The sequence below is a fragment of the Billgrantia hypersalina genome, assembly GCF_052584175.1.
In genome coordinates, this window is sequence record NZ_JBMIQI010000018.1 from 592884 (window position 1) to 612512 (window position 19629).

At 63.5% G+C, this 19629-nt stretch carries 21 protein-coding genes and 1 other RNA gene; 5 read left to right on the forward strand and 17 right to left on the reverse strand.

Annotated features, from left to right (window positions below; genetic code table 11):
- Positions 1–4: 4 nt before the first annotated feature.
- The 8 genes from mraY to rsmI form a co-directional block, all read right to left on the reverse strand.
- Positions 5–1087, reverse strand: coding sequence for a phospho-N-acetylmuramoyl-pentapeptide-transferase (gene mraY / locus ACOJCM_RS17255; RefSeq protein ID WP_445213299.1), 1083 nt, complete (start codon positions 1085–1087; stop codon positions 5–7).
- 9 nt (positions 1088–1096) lie between these two features.
- Complete coding sequence (locus ACOJCM_RS17260; protein WP_445213300.1) at positions 1097–2464, reverse strand: UDP-N-acetylmuramoyl-tripeptide--D-alanyl-D-alanine ligase; 1368 nt, start codon at positions 2462–2464, stop codon at positions 1097–1099.
- On the reverse strand, positions 2461–3969 hold the full coding sequence (locus tag ACOJCM_RS17265; protein ID WP_445213301.1) for a UDP-N-acetylmuramoyl-L-alanyl-D-glutamate--2,6-diaminopimelate ligase: 1509 nt from the start codon (positions 3967–3969) through the stop codon (positions 2461–2463). The genes ACOJCM_RS17260 and ACOJCM_RS17265 overlap by 4 nt, the downstream gene beginning before the upstream one ends.
- Before the next feature lie 31 nt (positions 3970–4000).
- Positions 4001–5710, reverse strand: coding sequence for a peptidoglycan D,D-transpeptidase FtsI family protein (locus ACOJCM_RS17270; protein ID WP_445213302.1), 1710 nt, complete (start codon positions 5708–5710; stop codon positions 4001–4003).
- Positions 5707–6039: a cell division protein FtsL gene (ftsL, locus tag ACOJCM_RS17275; RefSeq protein ID WP_445213303.1), complete on the reverse strand. Its 333-nt coding sequence runs from the start codon at positions 6037–6039 to the stop codon at positions 5707–5709. The genes ACOJCM_RS17270 and ftsL overlap by 4 nt, the downstream gene beginning before the upstream one ends.
- A gap of 8 nt (positions 6040–6047) precedes the next feature.
- Positions 6048–7004 carry a 16S rRNA (cytosine(1402)-N(4))-methyltransferase RsmH gene (gene rsmH / locus ACOJCM_RS17280; RefSeq protein ID WP_445213304.1) on the reverse strand — a complete coding sequence of 319 codons (957 nt, stop codon included), beginning with the start codon at positions 7002–7004 and terminating at the stop codon, positions 6048–6050.
- 64 nt (positions 7005–7068) lie between these two features.
- Positions 7069–7433: RNase P RNA component class A (gene rnpB / locus ACOJCM_RS17285), an RNA gene on the reverse strand.
- Positions 7434–7465: 32 nt separating this feature from the next.
- Positions 7466–8344 carry a 16S rRNA (cytidine(1402)-2'-O)-methyltransferase gene (gene rsmI, locus ACOJCM_RS17290; protein ID WP_445213305.1) on the reverse strand — a complete coding sequence of 293 codons (879 nt, stop codon included), beginning with the start codon at positions 8342–8344 and terminating at the stop codon, positions 7466–7468.
- A 101-nt stretch (positions 8345–8445) separates the two neighbouring features.
- Between rsmI and ACOJCM_RS17295 the strand changes: the two genes are divergently transcribed.
- Genes ACOJCM_RS17295 through ACOJCM_RS17310 form a run of 4 tightly spaced genes read left to right on the forward strand, consistent with a single transcriptional unit; the run spans position 8446 to position 11779 of the window.
- Positions 8446–10212, forward strand: a complete 1767-nt coding sequence (locus ACOJCM_RS17295; RefSeq protein WP_445213306.1) for a penicillin-binding protein activator — start codon at positions 8446–8448, stop codon at positions 10210–10212.
- Complete coding sequence (locus ACOJCM_RS17300) at positions 10196–10564, forward strand: YraN family protein (RefSeq protein WP_445213307.1); 369 nt, start codon at positions 10196–10198, stop codon at positions 10562–10564. Before ACOJCM_RS17295 ends, ACOJCM_RS17300 begins: the two co-directional genes overlap by 17 nt.
- Before the next feature lie 37 nt (positions 10565–10601).
- On the forward strand, positions 10602–11195 hold the full coding sequence (locus ACOJCM_RS17305) for a phosphoheptose isomerase (RefSeq protein WP_445213308.1): 594 nt from the start codon (positions 10602–10604) through the stop codon (positions 11193–11195).
- A gap of 5 nt (positions 11196–11200) precedes the next feature.
- Positions 11201–11779: a BON domain-containing protein gene (locus tag ACOJCM_RS17310; protein WP_445213309.1), complete on the forward strand. Its 579-nt coding sequence runs from the start codon at positions 11201–11203 to the stop codon at positions 11777–11779.
- Between the two features lie 90 nt (positions 11780–11869).
- On the opposite strand, the gene ACOJCM_RS17315 is transcribed toward ACOJCM_RS17310, so the two are convergent.
- The 8 genes from ACOJCM_RS17315 to zapE all read right to left on the reverse strand — a co-directional run bounded on the left by ACOJCM_RS17315 (position 11870) and on the right by zapE (position 18180).
- Positions 11870–12334: a ClpXP protease specificity-enhancing factor gene (locus ACOJCM_RS17315; RefSeq protein ID WP_445213310.1), complete on the reverse strand. Its 465-nt coding sequence runs from the start codon at positions 12332–12334 to the stop codon at positions 11870–11872.
- 49 nt (positions 12335–12383) lie between these two features.
- Positions 12384–13010, reverse strand: coding sequence for a stringent starvation protein SspA (gene sspA / locus ACOJCM_RS17320; RefSeq protein ID WP_445213311.1), 627 nt, complete (start codon positions 13008–13010; stop codon positions 12384–12386).
- Between the two features lie 151 nt (positions 13011–13161).
- Positions 13162–13929: a cytochrome c1 gene (locus ACOJCM_RS17325; RefSeq protein ID WP_445213312.1), complete on the reverse strand. Its 768-nt coding sequence runs from the start codon at positions 13927–13929 to the stop codon at positions 13162–13164.
- Positions 13929–15188, reverse strand: coding sequence for a cytochrome b (locus ACOJCM_RS17330; protein WP_445213313.1), 1260 nt, complete (start codon positions 15186–15188; stop codon positions 13929–13931). Before ACOJCM_RS17330 ends, ACOJCM_RS17325 begins: the two co-directional genes overlap by 1 nt.
- Complete coding sequence (petA, locus tag ACOJCM_RS17335) at positions 15188–15787, reverse strand: ubiquinol-cytochrome c reductase iron-sulfur subunit (protein ID WP_445213314.1); 600 nt, start codon at positions 15785–15787, stop codon at positions 15188–15190. Before petA ends, ACOJCM_RS17330 begins: the two co-directional genes overlap by 1 nt.
- Before the next feature lie 214 nt (positions 15788–16001).
- Complete coding sequence (gene rpsI / locus ACOJCM_RS17340; protein ID WP_445213315.1) at positions 16002–16391, reverse strand: 30S ribosomal protein S9; 390 nt, start codon at positions 16389–16391, stop codon at positions 16002–16004.
- 13 nt (positions 16392–16404) lie between these two features.
- Positions 16405–16833, reverse strand: a complete 429-nt coding sequence (gene rplM / locus ACOJCM_RS17345; protein ID WP_445213316.1) for a 50S ribosomal protein L13 — start codon at positions 16831–16833, stop codon at positions 16405–16407.
- A gap of 168 nt (positions 16834–17001) precedes the next feature.
- Complete coding sequence (zapE, locus tag ACOJCM_RS17350; protein ID WP_445213317.1) at positions 17002–18180, reverse strand: cell division protein ZapE; 1179 nt, start codon at positions 18178–18180, stop codon at positions 17002–17004.
- A gap of 207 nt (positions 18181–18387) precedes the next feature.
- Between zapE and ACOJCM_RS17355 the strand changes: the two genes are divergently transcribed.
- Positions 18388–18837, forward strand: coding sequence for a YhcB family protein (locus ACOJCM_RS17355; RefSeq protein ID WP_445213318.1), 450 nt, complete (start codon positions 18388–18390; stop codon positions 18835–18837).
- Between the two features lie 22 nt (positions 18838–18859).
- Here the strand turns inward: ACOJCM_RS17355 and ACOJCM_RS17360 are convergent, their stop codons facing one another.
- Positions 18860–19621: a Nif3-like dinuclear metal center hexameric protein gene (locus ACOJCM_RS17360; RefSeq protein WP_445213319.1), complete on the reverse strand. Its 762-nt coding sequence runs from the start codon at positions 19619–19621 to the stop codon at positions 18860–18862.
- Positions 19622–19629: the final 8 nt, after the last annotated feature.

The following is a 19629-nucleotide window of genomic DNA, read 5'->3' on the forward strand; positions in this document are numbered from 1 at the left end:
CCGGTCAGCGAATCTTCAACGTGGCCAGGCCGGCCAGCACCAGCACCACGGTGATGATCCAGAAACGCACGATGACGCGAGGCTCAGGCCAGCCCTTGAGCTCATAGTGGTGATGCAACGGTGCCATGCGGAAGATGCGGCGTCCGGTAAGCTTGTAAGAACCGACCTGCAGGATCACGGAAACGGTCTCCATGACGAAGATGCCACCCATGACGAACAACACGATTTCCTGGCGCACGATGACGGCGACCACGCCGAGCGCCGCCCCCAGTGCCAAGGCGCCGACGTCGCCCATGAAAACCTGGGCCGGGTAGGTGTTGAACCACAGGAAGCCGAGGCCGGCCCCGGCGATGGTGGCGCAGAATACCGCCAGTTCGCCGGCACCGACGATGTTGGGAATCTGCAGGTAGTTGGCGAATACCGCATTGCCGCTGGCGTAGGCGAATATCGCCAGGCCCATGGCCACCATCACGGTCGGCATGATCGCCAGCCCATCGAGGCCATCGGTGAGATTGACCGCATTGGAACTGCCGACGATCACCAGGTACGTGAGCACCACGTAGAACACGCCCAGCGGAACCACGATATCCTTGAACAGCGGCACGATCAGGCTGGTCTCCACCGCGCTCGTTGCCGTCAGGTAGAGCATCAGGGCGGTACCCACGCCGATGACCGACTGCCAGAAGTATTTCCATCGCGCCGGCAGGCCTCGAGGGTTCTTCTCGACGACCTTGCGGTAATCGTCGACCCAGCCGATCGCCCCGAAGCCCAGCGTCACGACCAGCACGATCCATACGAATCGGTTGTCCAGGTCGGCCCACAGCAGCGTGCTGACCGCGATGGCCATGAGTATCATCGCCCCGCCCATGGTCGGCGTACCCGCCTTGGATAGGTGCGACTGCGGTCCGTCATCGCGAACCGCCTGACCGATCTGGCGCTCCACCAGCCGGCGAATCATCCACGGGCCCAGCCAAAGGCACAGCAGCAAGGCCGTCATGGTGCCCAGTATCATGCGCAGGGTCAGGTAATTGAAGACGTTGAAGGCGCTCTGGTACTGCGCCAGGAAATTAGCCAGAAAAAGCAGCATGTGTTGCGTTCACCTTGATGCGTCAGCTCGTAGCGCCGCCACTACCCGTTCCATGCCAGCACTGCGCGACCCCTTGACCAGTACGCTGGCACCGACGGGCAGATGGTTCAGGACATGGCGCAACAGCGCCTCGTGATCGTTGAAATGACACCCATCGCCGCCAAAGGCCTCGCTCGCGGCGCGTGCCGGCTCCCCGCAGGTCATTAGCACGTCGATGCCCGTTTGTCGTGCGTATTGGCCGACTTCGGCATGGAGCCGCTCCGAATCCGCCCCCAACTCGCCCATGGCACCCAGAAGGCACCACCGTGGGCCCGGCAATTCCGCCAGAAGCCCCAGTGCCGCCTTTACCGCCCCCGGGTTGGCGTTATAGCTATCGTCCAGTAACCGGCACTCCCGGATCCCCGGTAACGGGCTCAGCCGTCCCGCCATCGGCTCCGCTGCCGCCAGGCCTGCCAGCACCCGCTCCTCACCGAGCCCCAGCGCCAGCGCTCCCGCCGCGGCGGCCATGGCGTTGGCCACGCTGTGGCGACCCAGTAGCGCAAGCTGCACGCGTCCGATCCGGCGGCCGTCCACGACAAGCGTGAAAGCATAGCGTCCCAGGACGTCGCAGGCCAGCTCGGTCGCCCGCACCCGGCTGTCTGCGGCGAAACCGAAGTCGAGCACCTCACGCGGCGCGGCCAGCCGCTCCCAAACCGGAAAGTAGCGGTCGTCGCGGTTGAGCACCGCCACGCCGTCACCGCCGAGACCGACCAGAATCTCGGCCTTGGCCTGCGCGATCTGGCCCATGCCGCCGAATTCGCCGACGTGGGCGCCGGTGACGTTGGTAATGATGGCCACCTGCGGTTCGGCCAGGGTCGCGGTCCAGGCGATTTCACCGAGATGGTTGGCGCCCAGTTCCACGACCGCCTGGCGATGCTCGTCGGTCAGCTCCAGCAGGGTGAGAGGAGCGCCGATATCGTTATTCAGATTCCCCCGTGTCGCCAGCGTCTTGCCGCGCCGGCCAAGCATATGGGCAAGCAGTTCCTTGACGCTGGTTTTGCCGCTGTTACCCGTCACCGCCACTAGCGGGCCAGCCCAGGCACGGCGTCGAGCACGCCCCAGCAGACCCAGTGCCAGGCGTGTATCCGGCACCACCAACTGGGGCAGTGGATCGTCGACACGCCGTTCGACCAAGGCCGCCGCCGCTCCGGCTTCACGCGCCTGGGCGATGAAATCATGGGCATCGAAGCGCACCCCGCGCAGCGCCACGAACAGGCTGCCTGGGGTGAGCCGGCGCGTGTCGCTGACGATATCGCCTAGCGGGATGTCTTGGCCGGGGGCTCTCACGCCCAGCGCTTCGGCTACGGCAGACAGGGTTTTCAGACCGGAACCGCTCACTGTCTCACCTCACGTCGAGTGAGGGCGGCCTCGGCCTCGGTCACGTCACTGAAAGGGTGGCGCACGCCGTCGATCTCCTGATAAGTCTCGTGGCCCTTGCCGGCGATCAGCACCACGTCGGCGTCGCCAGCCTGTGCCAAGGCACGGGCAATGGCTGCGCTGCGACCCGGGATGCTCTCGGTGCGCTGCCTGGCCTCGTCCGATACCCCGGCGAGTATCTGCTCGCGTATGCGGGCGGGATCCTCGCTGCGGGGATTGTCGTCGGTGATCACCAGTCGGTCGGCGTTACGCTCCGCCGCGGCGCCCATCAGCGCACGCTTGCCGCTGTCGCGATCCCCTCCACAGCCGAACAGGCACCAGAGCCGACCTTGGCCGGGCAAGTGCTCGCGCAGCGCACCCAGGGCGTTTTCCAGCGCCTCGGGAGTATGCGCGTAATCGACAATCACCGTGGGGGTCCCGGGACCTTCCATTCGCTGCATGCGACCCGGAACGGGGGTCAATCGAGCCGCCGCGTCGAAAAGACGACTCAGCGGCTCCCCGCGTCCGTACAGGGTAGCGACGGCCAGCAGGACGTTGTCGAGATTGAAGCGCCCCATGAGCGGAAGTTCGAGCGAACGCTCCCCTTCCGGCGTCGCGACCAGCGCCACCTGACCGGAGCGCGTCGGTTGCCAGTCGACCACTCTCAGCGTCGCCGCGGGGTCATCGCCGACGGCAAGCACCCTCACGCCTTCGGGCAATCCGGCCAGCATCAGGCGCGCCAGCGGATCATCGGCATTGACCACCGCCAACGCCAACTCGGAACGGCGGAACAGACGCGCCTTGGCGGCGGCATAGGCCGCCATGCTGCCATGGTAGTCCAGGTGATCGCGGCTGAGGTTGGTGAAGACCGCTGCGGTGACGTGGCAACCATCCAGGCGCCCCTGCTCGAGCGCATGTGAGGAAACCTCCATGGCTACCCGATCGATGCCGCTGGCGGCCATCTCACCCAGCGCTGCCTGCAGGGCCAACGGACCCGGCGTCGTCAAGCCTGTATCCTCGAGGCGTCCGGGGCGCCCCGTTCCCAACGTTCCCACGAGACCGGCATCACGGCCCAGCGCTCTGCTCAACTCAACGAGGTAATGGGTGACCGAACTCTTGCCGTTGGTTCCGGTAACGCCGATCAGCTCCAGCGTCTCGGGTACCGCGAAGAGTCTGCGTCCCAGCTCACCGAGTCGCTGACGCAGGAACGGCAGACCCAGCACCGGTCGCCCCAGCGCCGAGTCGGGAAGCGATTCGTCCGGTTCCAGATGGTAGAGTACCTGTATGGCGCCAGCCTCAAGCGCTTCGGACAAGTACTCGCGACCGTCGCCGGCCACCCCCGGCACGGCGACGAAGACATCGCCCGGCGCAAGCCGGCGGCTGTCGAGTACCAGGCGGACCGGTGCATCATGGGGCAGCTCCGGTATCGCCAGGTTGAGCCAGCAGTGCTGCAGTGCCGACTGGAGACGGGTAGCACTCACCTGCATCGACACACCTCTGTCGTGGAAAAGGCAGGATTCATCTTGTTTGTTGATCCGGTGGTACGTCCAGCAGACGCAGGGCGCTCCCGGTGACCCGCGAGAACACCGGGGCCGCCACGGCACCGCCAAAGTAGTCGCCGGCTCGCGGATGGTCGATCATGACGATCGTGACGATACGCGGGTCGGAGACGGGCGCAATGCCGGCGAACAGGCTGCGATAGGCATTCTCTTCATAGCCCTGAGCCGAGCTCTTGCGTACTGTACCGGTCTTGCCGGCCACTCGATAGCCCGGCACTGCCGCCCGCCTCCCACCGGTACTCGGCTGCACGGAGCGCTCCATGATGCGCAGCAACTCGTGGGCCACTTCTGGATCGATGGTCGGCGTGCCAGTCGGCGGTTCGTCAAGCTTCAGCAGAGAGGGCGGCATTCGCACCCCGCCGTTGGCCAACGCCGTGTAGGCGCTGGCCAGCTGCAAGGCGGAGACCGACAGGCCATAGCCGTACGAGAGCGCCGCCCATTGACTGCGCGACCAGCGCACCGGTGCCGGCAGATAGCCCACGGCTTCGCCGGGAAACCCTGTCTCGGTGCTCTGTCCGAAGCCGAGCCGGCGATACAGTTCGGGTACCAGCGGATCGTCCAGTTCGAGTACCAGCTTGGACATGCCGATATTCGACGACTTCTCCAGGATACCCGCCAGATCCAGCTCGCCGTAGTTACGTATGTCGCGAATGGTGAAGCGGTCGATGCGCATCCAACCCGGCGACGTATCGACGACGACATCGCTGTCGAAGCGACCGCTTTCCATGATCGCCGCCATGGCCAGCGGCTTCATGACCGAACCCGGCTCGAAGACGTCGACGACCGCCTGGTTGCGCAACCCGCGCGGATCGAGGCCAGCGCGGTTATTGGGGTTATATGAGGGCTGGTTGGCCATGGCCAGCACTTCGCCGGTGAGGGCGTCCATCATCACCACGACGCCACCGTCGGCCTCGTGTTCGGCGACGGCGGCCTTGAGCTCGCGATAAGCCATGTATTGCAGCCGCTGGTCGATCGCAAGTGTCAGCTCGCCACCCGGCTGAGCCTCGCGCAGCACTGCCAGATCACGGACCAGGCGCCCGCGCCGATCCTTGATCACTCGCCGTTGCCCCGGTGTGCCGGCCAGATAGGGCTGGTAGGCGAGCTCCACGCCCTCCTGCCCCATGTCGTCCACGTTGGTCACGCCCAGCAACTGGGCAACGACCTCACCGGCCGGATAGTAGCGCTTGTATTCATGCTGGCCATATACCCCCGGCATGCGCAGATCGAGCACCCGCTGGGCTGCAACCGGCGTGAGCTGGCGCCGCAGGTACATGAATTCGCGCTCGGCGAAGCGCTCCAGCCTGGCATCGAGCTCGTCGAGCCCCATGCCCAGCGCCTGGGCCAGCATCAACCGCTGGATGCGATCCTCGGGCACTTCCTGGGGGTTGGCCCACAGCGTCACGACCGGGGTGGAGATGGCCAGCGGCTCGCCGTTGCGATCGGTGATCATGCCACGATGGGCGGTGAGCGACTCGGTGCGCAGGGTACGCGCATCACCCTGGCCTTGCAGAAAGGTACGGTCGAAGACGTGCAGCGTCACGATACGCCCGGCCAGCAGCAACAGGCCCAGGATGACCAGGCCGAGCACCACGCTGTAGCGCAGCCCGCCCATCGGCGCCATGGGTGCACGGCGACGGGGCGTCACACCGCTACGCACATCCGTGCTCATGGTCGGATGACCTCGACTTCGTTGACATTGGGGAGTCGCATTTCAAGCCGATCGACGGCCAGGCGTTCGATACGCGCCGGCGACGACCACGCGCTCTCCTCGAGCAGCAGTTGCCCCCACTCCGTCTGCAGCTGGTCGCGCTCGCGCTCGAGCTGTTGCAAACGCGCGTATTGCTCGCGAGTCTGGTGACTGGTCCCGATGACGGCAAAGGCGCTGGCCAGACAGGCCAGCGCCAGGCCGCCTATCAGCAATAGCCGTCCACTGGGCCACCTGGCCTTGGGCCAGGCGGCGCGCAACATACGGGGCGACAGTCGTCCTTGTTGAGCCATGGGGTTCCTCAAAACCGCTTGCGCGCCGCACGCATTACGGCACTACGCGCGCGCGGATTGGCTTCGACTTCCGCCGGGGAGGGACGACGCGCCTTGCCCAGCATCTCCAGCCGCTTGGCGAGCTGTTCCTCCCGCACCGGCATGCCGCGCGGCAGGTCGCTATCGCCGCGCACGTGCTCGCGTATGAAACGCTTGACCCGACGATCCTCGAGCGAATGGAAGCTGATCACCACCAGGTGCCCTCCCGGCGCCAGCGCCTCGAGCGCTGCCGAAAGCGCCGCATCCAGCTGCTCGAGCTCGCCGTTGATGTGGATGCGCAAGGCCTGGAAGGCTCGCGTCGCAGGATGCTTGCCCTTCTCCCAGGCAGGGTGCGCCGCCTTGAGCACCTCGGCCAGGTCGCCGGTGCGCAGGAACGGTTTATCCGCACGCCGCGTGACGATGGCTCGCGCCAGACGGCGGGCGAAGCGCTCTTCGCCATAGACTTTGAACACGTGGGCGATGTCCGCTTCTCGGGCCCGGGCCAGCCAATCGGCGGCACTCTCGCCGTGCGTGGGGTCCATGCGCATGTCGAGCGGGCCGTCACGCAGGAAACTGAAGCCTCGTTCGGGGTCATCCAACTGAGGCGACGACACGCCGATATCAAGCAGAACGCCGGCTAGTTTTCCATGCAGATCATGGCGAGCGGCGATATCGCCCAGGCGGGCAAACTCACCCTGCTCGATGGCGAAGCGGGAGTCGTCGATACTGAACGCCTCGGCGATGGCCTGGGGATCGCGGTCGATGGCGAGTAGACGGCCCTGCGGCGCCAAGCGCTCGAGGATCGCGCGAGAATGGCCGCCACGACCAAAGGTTCCATCGAGATAAGTGCCACTGGGATCGTGAACGAGGACATCCACGGCGCCGTCCAGCAGCACGCTGGCATGACGAAAGCCAGGTCGGCTCGGTTCAGCTGCGGATGGCGGCATGCGCTTTCCTGATGTCTCGTCTTGTGGAGGCGCACCGGTACAACCGGCCGCGGAGGGTTCGATATGGGGGAGTCGGCCGATAAGCCGGGTTCTGTCGTGGACAGCCATTCATCTAGGAGCCGCGTCACCGCGGCCCTCCAGCAACCTACCCGAACCCGACGCGGGCCACGCCATGGGGTTCCTATTTGGTCTTGCTCCGGGTGGGGTTTACCTTGCCACGCACTGTTGCCAGGCGCGCGGTGCGCTCTTACCGCACCCTTTCACCCTTGCCGGCCTCCCGAGGGAGACGTAGGCGGTCTGCTCTCTGCTGCACTTTCCGTCGGCTCGCGCCGCCCAGGCGTTACCTGGCACCCTGCCCTATGGAGCCCGGACTTTCCTCCCCCGGATCGAGCGTAAGCTCGATCCGGCGGCGACTGTCTGGCCGACTCCGAGCGCAAGAATACCAGTGCGCCCAAGGCCTCTCAATGTCTTTCCTCGTCTTGACCGCGCAGCTCCTTCAGCGCCTGGGCGCGGCTGTACCATGCCTTCTTCGCACCGCCCAGCAGGCGCGCCGCCACCGCTGCCGCCTGCTTCACGCCTACGCCCTCGTTGAGTAACGCCTCGAGCACGGCATCAGCCTCCAGGCTGACTGCCGCGGCGTCCTCGCGCGCCTCGGCGCCGGCCAGCATGATCACGAACTCGCCGCGAGCCTGGTCCGGGTCGGCCTCCATGCGCGAAAGCAGCGCCTCGGCCCTGCCGTCGAGAAAGGTCTCGAACGATTTGGTCAATTCCCGCGCCAGGACCAGCCGCCGGTGGCCGAAGATCGTCGCGATGTCGGACAACGTATCGCGGATGCGATGCGGTGACTCATAGAAGACCAGCGTCTCGGTACGCTGCTCGAGTGCATCCAGGCGCTGCCGCCGCCCTCCCGCCTTGGCAGGCAGAAAGCCCTGGAAAGAGAAGCGATCGGTCGGCAACCCTGCAGCGCTGAGCGCCGCCACCAGGGCACAAGCCCCCGGCACCGGCACGATACGGCGTTCCCGGGCGCGCAGCTCGCGCACCAGCACGAAACCGGGGTCGCTGATCAACGGCGTCCCGGCGTCACTGACCAGGGCGATGCTCTCGCCGCGCTGCAGTCGCTGGTCGAGCTGCTCGACACGGGCCGCCTCGTTGTGCTCGTGCAGCGAGAGCATCGGGACCGCAAGCCCCAGGTGACGCAGCAAACGCGATGTGTGACGGGTATCTTCGGCGGCGACAAGGGCGACCTCCCCCAGGATCCTGGCGGCCCTGTGGCTCAGGTCCTCCAGATTCCCAATCGGTGTGGCGACCACGTACAATGTGCCCAGATCAATGTCGGACATGGCGACTCCTCAGGAAACTGTCGGACTTGGCCGAACGTGGATGGCTGGTCGGCCTGCGTGACAGACGCTGGCCCTCTGAGCCTGCAGACAAGGAAGATGACATGCTGAAAATGCCTTACGGCCTGCTGGCCATCGTGCTTCTCGCCCTTCTGGTGGCCGGCTGCGCGCCCCCCGGCATCGTCGAGCGCGCGCCCGAAGACGACCCCGGCTACCTGCTCGAGCAGGCCGAGCAGCAGGATCCCGAACAGGCGGCACTCAGCCGGCTTGAGGCGGCGGACATCCTAGCACGCCGCGGCCAGCGCACCCAGGCACTCGAGATCGTCCGCGACATCGACGATACCCGGCTGCCCGCCGAGTATCGCCTGCATTGGGCCATGCTGACGTCAGAGCTGGGCGAAGCACTCGAGGACCCTTGGGCCGTGATCCAGGCCGGCCAATTGCTCGACGAGGCCGAACTTCCGCGCGATGCCGCCCTGATCCTGCGTGGACGCATGGGCCTCGCGCTGGCGGAGGTCGAAGAGCACCGGGCGGCAGCTGCCATGCTGATGTACGTGCAGGCACGTACCGAGCAGGAGGCGCTCAACGACGCTATCTGGGCTTCGCTTTCCCGGCTCGATGGCAGCGAGCTGGCCAGCCTGCGAGAAGGTGCCGACGAGCTGACCCTCGGTTGGCTGGAATTGGCCAGGATGGTGCGCGAGAGCGACGGCGACATCGAACGCCTTTTTGGCCGCCTGGAAACCTGGCGCGAGCGCAACCCCCGGCATCCTGCGGCACGAAACGTGCCTTCCGAGCTGCTTGCCCTGCGTGAGCTGCGCGGCAAGGAGGTCCGCCATATTGCCGTGTTCCTGCCTGACAACGGTCCATTGAGCGGTGTTGCCGAATCGATTCGTACCGGTATGCGCCTGCATCACCTGCATAGTGTCGAGCGCAATGGGGGTGTAAGGCTCTCGTTCCTCGACGCCAGCCACGGCGACCTCGAGGCTCTGTATACCGAGGCGCGCAATCTCGGCGCGCAGGTGGTTATCGGTCCCCTCGACAAGGGACAGGTCAGCGAACTCGAGGGCCGCGATAGCGTTCCGCTGCCGACATTGGCCCTGAACTACGGGGCAACCGGGTCCAACCGCACCGAAGGGCTATTCCAATACGGGCTGTCGGCCGAGGATGAAGCACGGCAGGTTGCCAGACGCGCCCGCGAGGATGGCCATCGCCGTAGCGCCCTCCTGGTACCGGACAACGAGTGGGGCGCGCGGGTCGGCAGGGCCTTCGAGCAGGAGTGGCGCGACCGTGACGGCGATATCACCAATGCCGTCGCCTACGATCCACAGGGCTCGGCGACAGAGAGTACGCGGCGCGTGCTGAGCGCGGGACGCCCCGACATGCTGTTTCTGCTTGCCCTGCCGAGCTACGCGCGCCAGGTGCCGCCAACGCTCGACTATTTCGACGCTGCGGAGTTGCCCATTTACGCAACCTCGCATCTCTACGAAGGTCGCCACCAGCCACTGCTCGACCACGATCTGGATGACGTCCAATTCCTCGACATTCCCTGGCAGATACCCGATGCCGCGGTGGGTGGCGAGGAAGCGCTGCCCTATTTCGACAGCTATCGGGAACTGCAGGAGGAAGCCGACCCCTCGACTTTTCGGTTGATGGCGATGGGTGTCGATGCCTATGAACTTGCTCGACGCCTGCCCCAGTTCCAGCTACTGCCGGAGAGCGAGATGTTCGGCGCCACCGGGGTGCTGGTCCCCGGGCCCGACGGCCGCATCGAGCGTCGGCTGCCGTGGGCGCGCTTCGAGCGCGGCGTACCGCGCCCCATTCTGAGCTTCGATTTGCTCGAGGATGGCCAGGACGATGACCCGCTCCGCTGATGCCCGCGCTCGCGGCGCTCGCATAGAGCGACTGGCCGCCGCGTGGCTCACCACGAGGGGGTTGAGGCTTATCGCCAGCAACCAGCAATTCAAGGGCGGCGAGATCGACCTGGTGATGGGCGATGGCGAGACGCTGGTCTTCGTGGAGGTCCGCCATCGTACCGATGCCCGTCACGGGCACCCGCTGGAGACGGTGACTGCCACGAAGCAGCGCAGGCTGGTCCATGCCGCGCGTTTTTATCTGGCACGCAACCGGCTATCATGTCCGTGCCGTTTCGACGTGCTGGCCGTAACCGGCACCCCGCCCGCACTTGATTTCGAATGGGTACAGGGCGCTTTCGAAGCGTACTGACCGGCTCTTTTGTCCCTGCGACCAGGACTTTGACAGAATGGACTTTCAGCAACGCATACTTGGCCATTTCAATGCCAGCATCGATACCAAGACCTATGCCAGCGAGGTTTTGCCACCCTTCATCGAGGTGGCTAGCCAGATGATGGTCCAATGTCTGGTCAGTGAAGGCAAGATACTGGCTTGTGGCAACGGCGGCAGTGCCGGAGACAGCCAACACTTCTCCTCCGAACTGCTCAACCGATTCGAGCGCGAACGCCCCAGCCTGCCGGCGCTGGCGCTGACCACGGACACTTCGACGCTGACCTCGATCGCCAATGACTACAGCTACACCGAGGTCTTTTCCAAGCAGATCAGGGCCCTCGGTCAGCCCGGAGACATTCTGCTGGCCATCTCGACCAGCGGAAACTCGGGCAATGTCATCCAGGCCATCCAGGCGGCTCACGACCGCGACATGGCCGTCATTGCCCTGACCGGTCGTGACGGCGGCGACATGGCCTCCCTGCTCGGCCAGGACGATTGCGAGATACGCGTTCCTGCCACTTCCACGGCACGCATTCAGGAAGTTCACCTACTGGTGATCCACTGCCTATGCGATCTCATTGATGAACAACTGTTCGGTAGCAGCGAGTAACCCTCATGACCCCAACAAGACTGTTTGCATGCGTTTTCGCCGCCCTGGCTTTGACCGTTAGCGGCTGCACCACGGTGACCGGCGTCGCCAATCCCGGCACCATCGACGAAAACTACGGCAAGCGCACGCTCGGTGCCCAGGTGGAGGATGAAAGCATCGAAACCAAGATTGCCCACAACCTGCGCCGCAGCGATGCACGCCTCGGCGATGCACGCATCAATGTCGATAGCTATAACGGCATTGTGCTTCTCACCGGCCAGGTACCCAGCGAAGAGCTGAAGCAGAAAGCCAACGAGATAGCGCTTGAGGTACGCAACGTTCGCGACGTACACAACGAGCTCTCGGTGGCCGCCAACCTTCCGGCAAGCCAGCGGCTCTCGGACACCTGGGTGAATACGCGCATCCGCACGACGCTGGCGGCAGACCAGAGCATCGATACGGGGCGCCTACGTTTCGTGACAGAAAACGATACCGTTTACGTCATGGGCATGGTCAGCCGGGCCGAAGCAGATCGCATCGTCAACGCCATTGCGGATATCGGCGGCGTGCAGCGGATCGTCAAGGTGTTCGATTATCTCGATTGAACGCCTCCACTTTCCTTGAAGCAGAACGGCAGGTCCCGAGGACCTGCCGTTCTGCTTTGCACATTACAGCGACACGAAGAATCAACGCGATTATTTGATGACGCGAAGCGATGGGCGCTTCTTGGCCGACTCCTTGTCGCTCCCCGGCTTCGCCGTGCCAGCAGGCTCACCGTCATCATTCTCGATGCTGCTGAGTTCGGGCCTGGCAGTCTTCTCGGCCTCCTCTTCGCGTGGCGCCGGCATGCTCGGCTCGTGACCGAAGACCATGCCCACGCCGTTCTCCTTGGCATAGAGGGCAACGAGCGCCGGCATCGGTACCATGACCTGCATGGGTTGACCACCGAATCGGGCGTGGAAGCTGATGGCATCGTTCTCGATGTGCAGATCGCGCACGGCCGCAGGTCCCACGTTCAGCACGATCTGTCCATTCTGTACGAACTGGCGCGGCACCTTGACCCCGGGCTGCTCGGCATCCACCACGATGTAAGGCGTATGTTCATTATCCAGGAGCCATTCGTAGAGGCCCCTGGCGAGATAGGGACGGCTCGACAACATGGTTCTGCCCTCCTCCATTCTGGTGGCGACGGACACGCCGTCGCCTGGTTCAGGTGCGCATCTCGCGCTCGTTCTCGCTCAGCGACGATACGAAGGAATCACGCTCGAACAGTCGCTCCATATAGGCCAGGAGCGGCTTGATCTGCTTCTCGGGCAGTTCGATACCCAGCACGGGAAGGCGCCACAGTATCGGAGCGATACAGCAATCCACCAGCGAGAACTCCTCGCTCATGAAGAAAGGCATGTCCTCGAAGATCGGCGAGATGCCAACGAGGCTCTCCCGCAATTCCTTACGCGCCTTTTCGATTTCCTTCTTGCCACCGCTCTCGATCTGCTCGACGAGTGGGCACCACTCTCGTTCGATCCGATGCATCCAGAGCCGGCTCTGCGCCCGAGCGACCGGGTATACCGGCAGCAGCGGTGGATGAGGGAAGCGCTCGTCCAGGTATTCCATCATGACCTTGGACTCGTACAGCACCAGATCGCGATCGACCAGGGTCGGCACGCTGTTGTAGGGGTTCAGGTCGGCGAGTTCCTCGGGACGCTGATCACCGCTGACCTCCACGATATCGACCGCCACGCCTTTTTCGGCGAGCACGATACGCACGCGATGACTGAAGTGATCATCGCTTCCGGAATAGAAGATCATCGACGACCGCTTGGCCACTACACCCATGTAACAATCCTCGCATCAATTCGAACCAGCATGATAGCACGCACACCGGGCTTCGGTGTGCGTCAGGCAACTCCAACCAGGACAATGCACAAGGGGCGCATGGCACGATGGCCATACGCCCCCTGCGTCACGACGGACCGATTCGGTCGAATCAGTGTATGTCGCGCCAATACTCGCGCTTGAGCAGATAGGCCAGTACGCCGAAGATGAAGATGAAGATCAGCACCTTCGGCCCCAGCACCTGCGCCTGCAGCTTGGAGGGTTCACCCACGTAGGCCAGGAAGTTGGTCAAGTCATAAACCGCTTCCTCGAACTCGTCGGGCTCCATGCTGCCGGGGCTTGTGACTTGCAGCACTTCGCAGGATTGGTACTTCCCGGTCAGCGGGTCGAGTTCGGCACCGTCAACGGGGCGATCGGTCTCCGCACACACTTTCTCCTGCACGCCCTGTAGCGGCTCCAGCACATTGGGCATGGCCACCAGGTCGAACACTTCGTTGTTGACCCCATTGGGACGGCTCGGGTCACGGTAGAAGGTCAGCAGGTAGGAGTAGATCCAGTCCGTGCCACGCAGCCGCGCCTCGAGCGTCAGATCGGGGGGCGGCGCGCCGAACCAGCTTTCCCCATCGTCGGTGCTCATGGCGTTGTGCATCTGGTCGTTGTAGGCCAGGTCGGAGGAGAAGATCAGGTTCTCCTCGATCAGCTCCTGCGGAACCTCCAGATCCTCGGCCGCACGCGCAAAACGCTGATGCTCGAGCGAATGGCAACCCATGCAGTAGTTGACGAAAAGCTGCATGCCTCGCTGCAGCGACGCCTTGTCATGAAGGTCGGGCGTCATCGAGTACGGCACACTCTCTCCCCCTGCGGCCAACGCCGTAAAGGGCACCAGCGCGAAGAGCAGTGCGAACAGTTGCTTTTTCATTAGCCAGTCACCCTCTCCGGAATGGGTTTTGTTTTCTCCATCCTGGTGTAGAACGGCATCAGCAGGAAGTAGGCGAAGTAGATCGCCGTGCAGATCTGCGCCACCACGGTACGGCCGTCTGTCGCCGGCAGCACGCCCAGTACGCCGAGGATGACGAAGCTGATGGAGAACAGGACCAGCATCACCTTGGACATCCAGCCCTTGTAGCGAATGGAGTTCACCGGGCTGCGATCGAGCCAGGGCAGAACGAACAGCACCGCGATTGCCGCCCCCATGAAGACCACACCGAGGAACTTGGCATCCAACCCGAAAACCGAGAAGGTGATCGCCCGCAGGATGGCGTAGAAGGGCGTGAAATACCACACCGGCGCGATGTGATCCGGTGTCTTCAGTGCGTTGGCCGGTTCGAAGTTGGGCCTCTCGAGGAAGTAGCCGCCGCCTTCCGGGAAGTAGAACAGCACCACGCAGAACACGAACAGGAACACGGCCACCCCGAAGATGTCCTTGACCGTATAGTACGGATGGAAGGGAATGCCGTCGACCGGCTTGCCGGTCTCATCCTTCCTGGCCTTGATATCGATGCCATCCGGATTGTTGGAACCGACTTCGTGCAACGCAATGATGTGCAGCACCACCAGTGCCAGAATGACAATGGGCAGCGCCACGACGTGCAGGGCGAAAAAGCGGTTGAGGGTAATGCCGGAGATCAGGTAGTCACCGCGCACCCACTGTGCCAGGTCAGGGCCGATGCCGGGAATCGCCGAAAACAGTGAAATGATGACCTGGGCGCCCCAGTAGGACATCTGGCCCCAGGGCAGCAGGTAGCCCATGAAGGCCTCTGCCATCAGCGCCAGGTAGATGGCCATGCCGAAGATCCAGACCAGCTCGCGGGGCGCCTTGTAGGAACCGTAGAGCAGGCCACGGAACATGTGCAGGTAGACCACCACGAAGAAGGCGGAGGCGCCCGTGGAATGCATGTAGCGGATCAGCCACCCCCACTCGACGTCGCGCATGATGTACTCGACGGAAGCGAAGGCACCCTCAGCCGAGGGGTTGTAGCTCATGGTCAGCCAGACACCGGTCAGGATCTGGTTGACCAGGACCAGCAACGCCAGGGAGCCGAAGAAATACCAGACGTTGAAATTCTTGGGCGCATAGTACTTGGACAGGTGCTCCTGCCACATCTGCGTGGCAGGGAAGCGGTCATCCACCCAACGCATGAACCCGCTTTCTGCCTTGACACGATTCGGGTTACCCATCACGCGGTCTCCTCATCTTCGCCGACAACGATGACGCTGTCGCCATCAAAGCGATACGGCGGCACCTCGAGATTGGTCGGAGCCGGTACGTTGCGGAAAACGCGGCCCGCGAGATCGAAGCGCGAACCGTGACAGGGACAGAAGAAACCACCCGGCCAATCGTCGGTACCCACCCCCTCGGCATTCGGCTCGGGACGGAAGAGTGGCGAGCAGCCCAGGTGCGTGCAGATGCCGATCAGCACACCGAGCTCAGGCCTGATCGAGCGTAACGGTCCTTCGACGTAGCCGGGCTGCTGCGGCTCTTCGGAATCGGGATCGGCCAGTCGGGAAGGATCGAAGCCCTCGGTCCGCTCGATCATTTCCGGGGTACGGTTGATGATCCATACCGGACGACCTCGCCACTCTACGGTCATGCGTTGGCCCGGCTCGAGTTTCGATACGTCCGCCTGAACGGGTGCCCCCGCCGCCCTCGCCTTGGCACTCGGCTGCCATGAAGCCACAAAGGGAACCGCCACTCCGACTGCGCCCACCGCCCCCATGACAGTTGTCGCACCCAGGAGTAGTCGGCGCCGCCCTTTGTTCACGCCGTTATCTGCCATTTTCTGGTTTCTCCCATCAGCTTATCCGTTGATCCTGCACGGGGGATGACCCGCGACCACGGATACCAAATCCGGCATATCTTAAGGAATCGCACCGCTTCGCACAAGCCGATACGGGCCTGACCAAGGTGGTATCTACGCGGCAATTGGCTGATACGAAAATAAAAAAAGCCCGGGCAATGGCCCGGGCTTTTTTTGTCGCAGGTGCGTACGATCAGCGCTTGGAGAATTGCGGCCGACGACGCGCCTTGCGCAGACCGACCTTCTTGCGCTCGACCTCGCGTGCATCACGAGTGACGTAACCGGCGGCGCGCAGCGCCGGACGGAAGTCCTCGTTATAATCCATCAGGGCGCGGGTGATGCCGTGACGAATGGCTCCCGCCTGCGCGGAGCCGCCGCCGCCCTTGACAGTAACGTAGACATCGAACTGACCGGTCGTTTCGGTCAACTCGAGCGGTTGACGCACCACCATGCGACCGGTAACGCGACCGAAATACTGATCCAATTCACGGCTGTTCACCGTGATCTTGCCGGTGCCCGGCTTGAGGAAGACGCGGGCCGTTGAAGTCTTGCGGCGCCCGGTACCGTAATACTGCTGTGCCATGGTGATGTTCCCCTCAGATGTTCAGTTCTTGCGGCTGCTGGGCGGCGTGCGGATGTTCGGCGCCGGCGTAGACCTTGAGCTTGGTGTACATGGCGCGTCCCAGCGGCCCTTTCGGCAGCATGCCCTTGACGGCCGACTCGATCACGCGCTCGGGAGCATGCGCGATCATCTTCTCGAAATTCATTGAGCGAAGACCGCCCGGGTAGCCGGTGTGACGATAGTAGGTCTTGGCCTTGGCCTTGTTGCCGGTAACCTGCACCTTCTCGGCGTTGATCACGACGATGTAGTCGCCGGTATCGACATGAGGGGTGAACTCGGGCTTGTGCTTGCCGCGCAGACGACGAGCGATTTCGGTTGCCAGACGACCGAGCGTCTTGCCCGTCGCGTCGACGACGTACCAGTCGCGCTGCACCGACTGCGGCTTAGCAGTGAACGTTTTCATGGAGAAATCACCACAAATCAGACAAATGTATTGGATTCCGCACGTCTGGGCGTAACCGGAATCATCCCTATTTTTCTTGGTTGTCGCCGCCCGCGGGCGAGACAACGGTCGAGGAGCGCATATTCTACACGATTCGCACGCCCGGATTAAAGCCCTATCGCGCTTGCATCACGGCTTGTGCGGCAGGGCGAGATACTCATGGGATTGCATCTCCTGCAACCGTGACAAAGTGCGCTGAAACTCGAAGGCGAGACGCCCATCGGAGTAGAGCTGCTCGGCGGGGACTTCGGCCGACATCAGCAATTTGACGCCGCGATCGTAGAATTCATCGACCATGTTGATGAAGCGCCGCGCCTGGTCGTCCGTCGACGCCCCCATGCGGGTCACATTGGAGACCAGCACGGTATGGAATTCACGCGCCAGCTCGATGTAGTCATTCTGGCTGCGTGGTCCGTCGCATAGCTCCCGAAACTCGAACCATACCACGTCGTCGTGCAGCTGGCGCGCGCGCAAGACACGGTGGTTGATCTCGATCTGCACGTCGACCTCGCCCCCATGGCCGGCTACCTCACGAAAGCTGCGTGACAACTCCCGTTCAGCCATTTCATCCAGCGGCGCATGGAATATCTCGGCCCGTTCCAGCGCACGCAGCCGATAGTCGATGCCGGAATCGACATTGACCACTTCGCAATGGCGCTTGATCAGGTCGATTGCGGGCAGAAAGCGCGCACGCTGCAAACCATCCTTGTACAGCTCGTCGGGGACGATATTCGACGTAGCGACCAGCACCACGCCACGTTCGAACAGCGCTTCAAGAAGGTTGGCCAGAATCATCGCGTCGGTAATGTCCTTGACGAAGAACTCGTCGAAGCAGATCACCCGCGCCTCCGCAGCGAACTTGCCTGCGATCAAGGTCAACGGGTTCTTCTCTCCCTTGTAGTGCTCGAGTTCGTTGTGCACCCGTTGCATGAAGCGATGAAAATGGGTGCGCATCTTGTCGGGGAAAGGTAGCGATTCATGGAAGGTGTCGACGAGATAGGTCTTGCCGCGCCCCACCCCACCCCAGAAGTACAGGCCACGAATGGCTGGCAGGACGGGCTGCGTCGGGCCTTTTTCGCGTCTGCCGAAGAACCCGGCCACTTTTGACTTGAGGCCACGGCCGGTCGTGACGGAAAGCGGCTCGGTTCTTGGCGACGCCACGAGCTCGTCATAGAGCCGCTGGAGGTGCTCCACGGCCCGCTCCTGGGCCGGGTCGTAGTGAAAGTCGTCGCGCTCTAAGTCGGCCCGGTAACGCGCCAGCGGCGTGCCGGCAGCAGCGGGGCGGGGCTCCGTTGGGATCGCGCACATGTAAATTTCCTTGCTGATCGTATCGATGCAGGCCACGCATTATACGCATCCGGGGCAGCGCGCGCAGATAAATGGACGGTAGTGGCGCAGTGCGATCGTTGACCCGCCGACTGCCAACGCTTCTATAATGGGCCGGCCAGACAAGACTCGTGCGCCGAACCGGGAGCGACCATTGGCACCGGCGTGTATCAGCATCAGGAGATTTTCGTGGATTACGGCAATGTGAATTGGATCGTGGCTATTGTCAGCTTGCTGGTCGGCCTTGGCATCGGCGCCATCGGCTACCGCATGTTCGGCACGTCGGCAACCCGTACGCAGGAACTGCGTCGCCAGGCAGCCGAACGCGAGCACGAGCTGAAAGTGCTTCGGGAGGGGATGAACGACCACTTCAGCCAAGTGGGCATGATGGTGAGCAACATCCAGCGCGAGATGCGCACCCTCGAGCATCGCCTGACCGAGGATGCCAGCACGCTACACTGCGAACCCCTGAACGACCGGAAACTCGAGGCGGCGGATCAGCCGACCCTGACCGGAACCGACGACACCCTACCGGCACCTCGCGACTACGCGGATGGCTCCGGCGGCACCCTATCGGAGGACTTCGGCCTCAAGTCCCGCAGCGACAAGAGCGATCAGCCGCAACCGCCGCGCTACTGATCAACGGTCCCCGGCCAGCCGTTCACGCCGGGTTGTCGATGTCGACGAAGCGATGCTCGATACCGAACTCGTGCTCCAACCAGACACCCAGGGCCTGGACACCGTAACGCTCCGTGGCATGGTGACCTGCAGCCAGGTAATGGATGCCGAGCTCACGCGCCAGATGGGTGGTGCGCTCGGAGATCTCGCCCGAGATGAACGCGTCGGCACCGGCCTCATAGGCCTGGGTAATCATGTCCTGCGCCCCGCCGGTACACCATGCCACGCGACGTATGTCGCCTCTTCCCGGTGCCTCGATAAGCAGCGGCTCACGCGCCAGGCGCTCTGCGACATGCTGCGCCAAGGCTCTCGGAGAGGCTGGCTCGGACGGACTGCCAAGCCACACCAGTCCCTGCCCCAACGCGCCGTCGGCGCAGCCCTCCACGCGAAACCCGAGCCGCCGAGCGAGTTCAGCGTTGTTGCCAAGCTCGGCATGGGCATCAAGGGGAAGATGATAGGCGAGAAGGTTGATGTCATTGAGCAGTAGGGTTCGAATCCGCCGCTGCTTGATCCCGGTGATGGGAATCGGCTCGTTCTTCCAAAAGTAGCCATGATGGACGAGCAACAGGTCCGCCCCCCATGCCACCGCTTCGTCGAGCAGCGCCTGGCAGGCGGTTACGCCACTCATCACACGCTGGACTTCGCTTCGCCCCGCCACCTGCAGGCCGTTGACGGTATAATCCTTGAAGGCGGGAGCATCGAGCAGGGTATCGCAGGCCTGCACCAGGTCGTTTCGTAAAATCATCCTGCCTC